This window comes from Enterococcus sp. 12F9_DIV0723 (genome assembly GCF_002174375.1).
In the GTDB taxonomy this organism is placed as follows: Bacteria; Bacillota; Bacilli; order Lactobacillales; family Enterococcaceae; genus Enterococcus_A; species Enterococcus_A gilvus.
This window is the reverse complement of record NZ_NIBK01000001.1, coordinates 1413743-1418777: the sequence shown is the minus strand read 5'-3', so window position 1 is coordinate 1418777 and position 5035 is coordinate 1413743. Positions and strand designations below refer to the sequence as shown.

At 34.0% G+C, this 5035-nt stretch carries 5 protein-coding genes; all 5 read right to left on the bottom strand.

The genetic code is table 11. From position 1 onward, the window contains the following. Positions 1-1554: discoidin domain-containing protein (locus A5868_RS06795; protein WP_176374150.1), on the bottom strand; the 1554-nt coding region annotated here is incomplete at its 3' end. Continuing rightward, a complete protein-coding gene (locus A5868_RS18965) occupies positions 1554-1811 on the bottom strand; it encodes a hypothetical protein (RefSeq protein ID WP_176374149.1) in 258 nt (85 codons plus the stop codon). The genes A5868_RS06795 and A5868_RS18965, both read right to left, overlap by 1 nt. A gap of 81 nt (positions 1812-1892) precedes the next feature. Then, positions 1893-3161: a glycoside hydrolase family 1 protein gene (locus A5868_RS06790; RefSeq protein ID WP_086304172.1), complete on the bottom strand. Its 1269-nt coding sequence runs from the start codon at positions 3159-3161 to the stop codon at positions 1893-1895. A 14-nt stretch (positions 3162-3175) separates the two neighbouring features. Further along, a complete protein-coding gene (locus A5868_RS06785; protein ID WP_086304175.1) occupies positions 3176-4609 on the bottom strand; it encodes a glycoside hydrolase family 1 protein in 1434 nt (477 codons plus the stop codon). Positions 4610-4635: 26 nt separating this feature from the next. Beyond that, positions 4636-5035, bottom strand: a 400-nt coding sequence (locus A5868_RS06780) for a PTS transporter subunit EIIC (protein ID WP_140404346.1), incomplete at its 5' end; no start/stop codon positions are given.

The following is a 5035-nucleotide window of genomic DNA, read 5'->3' as shown; positions in this document are numbered from 1 at the left end:
AGTTCCTTCTGTTATTCCTGTTTCATTAAATGTATCCACGCGCATAAATAATTTTTGGCCAGCTGTCAATGCACCAATGTTTTGCTCCATTTTTCCAAATACCATATAACTATGATATAACTTATCTGAAGTATGTCCCCAAAGTATGTTATATCCTACAATATTTGAATGTTGCTCCCAACATACCTTAACATCTAATGGAGATACTCTTTCAAAAGTTACATTTCTCGCCGGCTTAGGCATGTCACCATCATTTTTCCCAAAAATTCTTAAACCTGAGATACATGGCTCTGTTCCATATGGAACTTCAAGAATAGTAAGTCTGATATATCTATAATTCAAACCTTCTTCATAAATCACTAAATCGTGCGCTAAATCTGTATATGCATTAGTTTTGTCACTAATGACAAAATAGTCCATCCCGTTTATAGAACCTTCCAATTTCCATCTAGTAAACTGAACTTCTTGATCTAAGAAACGTGTAAATCCATTTTTACGAAAAACTTTTGCTTCTTTAGGTAATTTCATCTTACGCTCAGTATCATCTGCAAAATTGATTTGAATCGCATTCACCGACATAAGCTTTCCTAAATCTACTTCTATCCATTCCTTTTGCTTATTATTTTCTGCTTTCCAAAAAGTTCTTATATCTTCGTCAACAACAGTCATACTATTTTCTCCAGAAGAAACATTTACTTTTTTCCCATAAGAAAGAAGCATCCAGTTCGGTTTATCGAAAGGTTGACTATCAACTGAGATTGGCCAATCCCCATATCTTTGATCACAGAAAAGTTCTCCATCTCCATCAAATCCAGATTTCCACATTCCTATTCTTCTTTCAAAATTATCATTCCGACAAATTCTCATTGTAGAAGAATGCCAGTAATTATCTATTATATCTTTAAGCGTTGAACCATGACCAGCCCCGTTAATAAAACCACCAGGTTTATAGGAGTAAGGATTATTATTCGCAATAGTGAACGGGCCAAGTGGTGTCTCTCCAATATAAACAGCATCACCATATACATTATATTTTGTTCCAGGAACTGAATATTGAAGATAATACTTCCCTTGATGCTTGGTCATCCAAGCCCCCTCAATGTATGGTCTATTACCCACATAGCCACGAATTATTTTTTCCATCTGGGCTATAGAAAGTCCGCTAACTTCCATTATTTCTTTTTCTGAAAGATTCTCATAACGTTTCAACATTAACTTAACACTTGTTTCAACCTCTTCTTTACTTTTTGGAGGTATATGATCTTCTCCATTTCGCTCAAACCCATATTTTTTTTCATCAGTATCAATTAATTCTCTAGGCTCTTCTTTCGGTTTTAATGTATTTGGATCCAACTCCACTGTATAAATCGGAGTTAAATTTGAGCATCCCCAATATAGATATAATCTCTCGTCGTCATCCCTGAACAAATGAGGATCCCAAAATGATATTTCACCTTGAATTTCTTCAAATGGTTCATTGAATGGATCTTTTGTTCTATAAAAAGGACACGACTCATTTCTTTTTGAAGCCGAAAAATATAAATATTCTCCCACTACGCAAATATCCGAGCATAGTCATAGATAGGTATCTCTGAATTAAATCTATGAAATTCCCACTTGACTAAATCTTTACTTGCATAAAAACCTGAAGTCATAGAAGTAAACATTAGGTAACTTTCTTTAAAATAAACAAGCGACGGGTCTGCTGCTTCACGATATAAATTAAATAAAGCATCTTTTTGAGCTTCTTCATCTCTCAAACTAAATTGATAGTGGTATTCTAGATTTAATGGATTACAGTAATATTTCATTCTTTCACTTCCACAACGTTAATTTAATCTTTCTTATCAAAAAAGGATATAACGCACAAACGATATAACCTCAATTTTGAATTATACAAATCTGCTTTTTTGCTTCCCAAGGTAGCGTAAACTATTTTTAGGTTTTCTTGCTTGAGTTTCTCTGTCTACTTCAATTAATCCAAAAGTTCGTGTAAATCCTAACTGCCATTCAAAATTATCTAGTAATGACCAGTGTAAGTATCCCTGCACTGGGATACCTTCTTTGATACATTCTTCAACTCCTAATAATGCTTGATCAATAAACTGGATTCGTGCTTTATCATCCGAGGTCGCAATACCATTCTCAGTTACAATAATCGGAATTGATAGCGAGGTATGCACTTTTTTTATCACATTACCAAGCGCTTGCGGATAATTTTCATAACCCATTTGCGTTCGTTCTGCTGAATCCAGTAATTCAACTCTACCATTTTTATCAAAAACTTTTCTTGTGTAGTTCTGAATACCGAAGAAATCATCATCCTTAATATACGGAACATAATGTAAAAACTCTTTTTCCCATTCTTTTTTAACTATTTCTTCTCCACCGTTAATCGCTTGGAGATCATGCAAAGATAATGTGATACCTACTTTTAAGTCACTATCCACTTTTTTTATGACCTCTCTAGCATGAATATGTGCATCCATTATAATTTTGTCTCCATTGTCAGTTCTCGGTGATAAGAAAAAGTTTGGTTCCTCTGTACCGAATATTTCTAAATATTCTTTTTTAGTTTTTGCCATCTTATCATCAGTTGAATTTTCGGTATTGATTCCGACTTGGACATCAAGGTCTTTTTTAATAGATTTTGACATGTTTTTCATCATACTTTGCAGTTGAAGTCCCATGTTGGCTTCATTGATGGTACAAACATATTTCATCAAATGTCCTAAATGTCCTACAACAACTGTGCAGTATGAAGTAAACCATTCAACAATTTCAGGATTTTCCCAGCCCCCTTTTTCAATAACCCATTTAGGTGTGGAAAAATGATGCATTGTAACAATCGGCTCAATCCCACTGTTCAAACAGAATTCTAGTTTCTTCTGATAATGCTCTAAACTCTCCATATCAAAAAAACCGTGGATAGGCTCAATTCTTGCCCATTCGATCGAAAACCTATAAGCATTTAGGCCCACTTTTTTTAAATAAGTTAAATCTTCTTCATATCGATTATAATGATCTAAAGCATCGAGTGACGGTTCAACAAATTTTGTATTTTCCATTTGTTCCATTGTCCACACATCACTATTAATATTGTTTCCTTCTACTTGATGTGCTGCTGTTGCAGCACCTAATAAAAAATCTTGTATAGTCATTCTTCATTCCTCTCTCAAATACTATTGCCATTTGAACGAATTAATTCTTTGTACCAATCAAAAGATTTTTTCTTATAGCGATTTAAATTACCGTTTCCTTCGTCATCACAATCTACGTAAATGAATCCGTAACGTTTGCTCATCTGACCTGTTGACGCACTGATTAAATCGATACATCCCCATGGAGTATATCCAATCATTTCAACCCCATATTCAATTGCCTCTCGCATTTGAATGATATGCTGCTTAAGATAATCAATACGATAATCATCTATAACAGTTAATTCACCATCAACAGTAGTCAGTTCTTCTTTTGCACCTAAACCATTTTCAACAAGAAATAACGGTTTATGATAACGTTCATATAGTTCAACCATGTAATTTTTTAAACCGATCGGATCTAGCTGCCACCCCCATTCGCTGGCTTCTAAGAATGGATTTGCCATTCCTTTTGACATATTACCAACAATTCCTTGATTTTCTGGATTTGCAGATACCACGTTGCTCATGTAGTAACTAAATCCTAAATAATCACAAGGGTTTGCTTCCATTAACTCTAAATCACCTTCTGCAATTTCTAGATTAACATCTAATTTCTCAAACAAACTTTTTGTATAGAATGGGTATTCTCCACGCATCATCACATCGCTATAGAAAAATGTTGTATTCTTATGTTCAATTGTTTCCCATACATCCTCTGGTCTACAGGTTGCAGGGTAGCTTTCCATTCCTGCTAACATCATACCAATTTGTGACCCAGGAATGATTTCGTGACATAATTGATTTGCTTTTGCACTGGCAACAAACATATGATGGGAAGCTTGGTATATTTTTTGATTCCGATCAAAATCATTTCTTTCAACATGAAAGCCTCCTCCAAAATCAGGAATAATTGAAATTACATTGATTTCGTTGAAATTCATCCAATATTTCACTTTATTTTTATATCTATCAAATATTGTTTGACAGTAATTTTCATAAAACTTAATTAACTTACGATTCTGCCATCCACCGTATTCTTTTGATAAATGTAGCGGCGTTTCATAATGAGTAATCGTAACTATTGGTTCAATACCATATTTCAAGCATTCATCAAAAACATCCTCGTAAAATTTTAATCCCTCTTCGTTTGGCTCTTTTTCATCTCCTTTAGGAAAAATTCGAGACCAAGCAATTGACATCCGATAACTCTTAAATCCCATTTCACCAAATAGCTTAATATCCTCTTTAAAATGATGATAAAAGTCTGAAGCTTGGTGACTAGGATAAAATTTATCACTATCGATTATGCCGTACCCACCAAATCGTTCTCTCATTCCTTCGAGATGGTTAGGAGCAGATACTAATGTATCAGCTGTAGATGGAAGTTTTCCACCTTCCAAGTAACCACCTTCTACTTGATACGCTGAGGTCGCGCCGCCCCATAAAAATTTTTTTGGAAAAACCATAATTTACTACTTCCTTTTATATTTTTTTATGCTGTTTCAGTTGAGTTTTGTTCCTCTTTTACTGCATCTTTATCTAAACTCTTGAAGAATGGATACCAAATAAAGATTGAAATTATTGCAAATACAATTTGGAATAATGCAATTCGCCAACTTCCTTGTAAAAATCCTTGTACTCCTAGAGGCATTCCAGTTGGTAACATTACTCCAGTTAGACGTGGTAAAATTCCCAATAGTGTTAAAACATATGCTAAACCAAGAGAAATTACTGGTCCAAACACATGAGGAACTAATAATTTTAAGTTCATAATAATAGGAGTACCAAAAATAATTGGTTCAGTAATTCCAAATAAACTAGGTAAAATTGATAATTTGCCTAATGTTTTATATCGTTGACTTTTTGCAAGTAACATACATACTGCTAGCCCC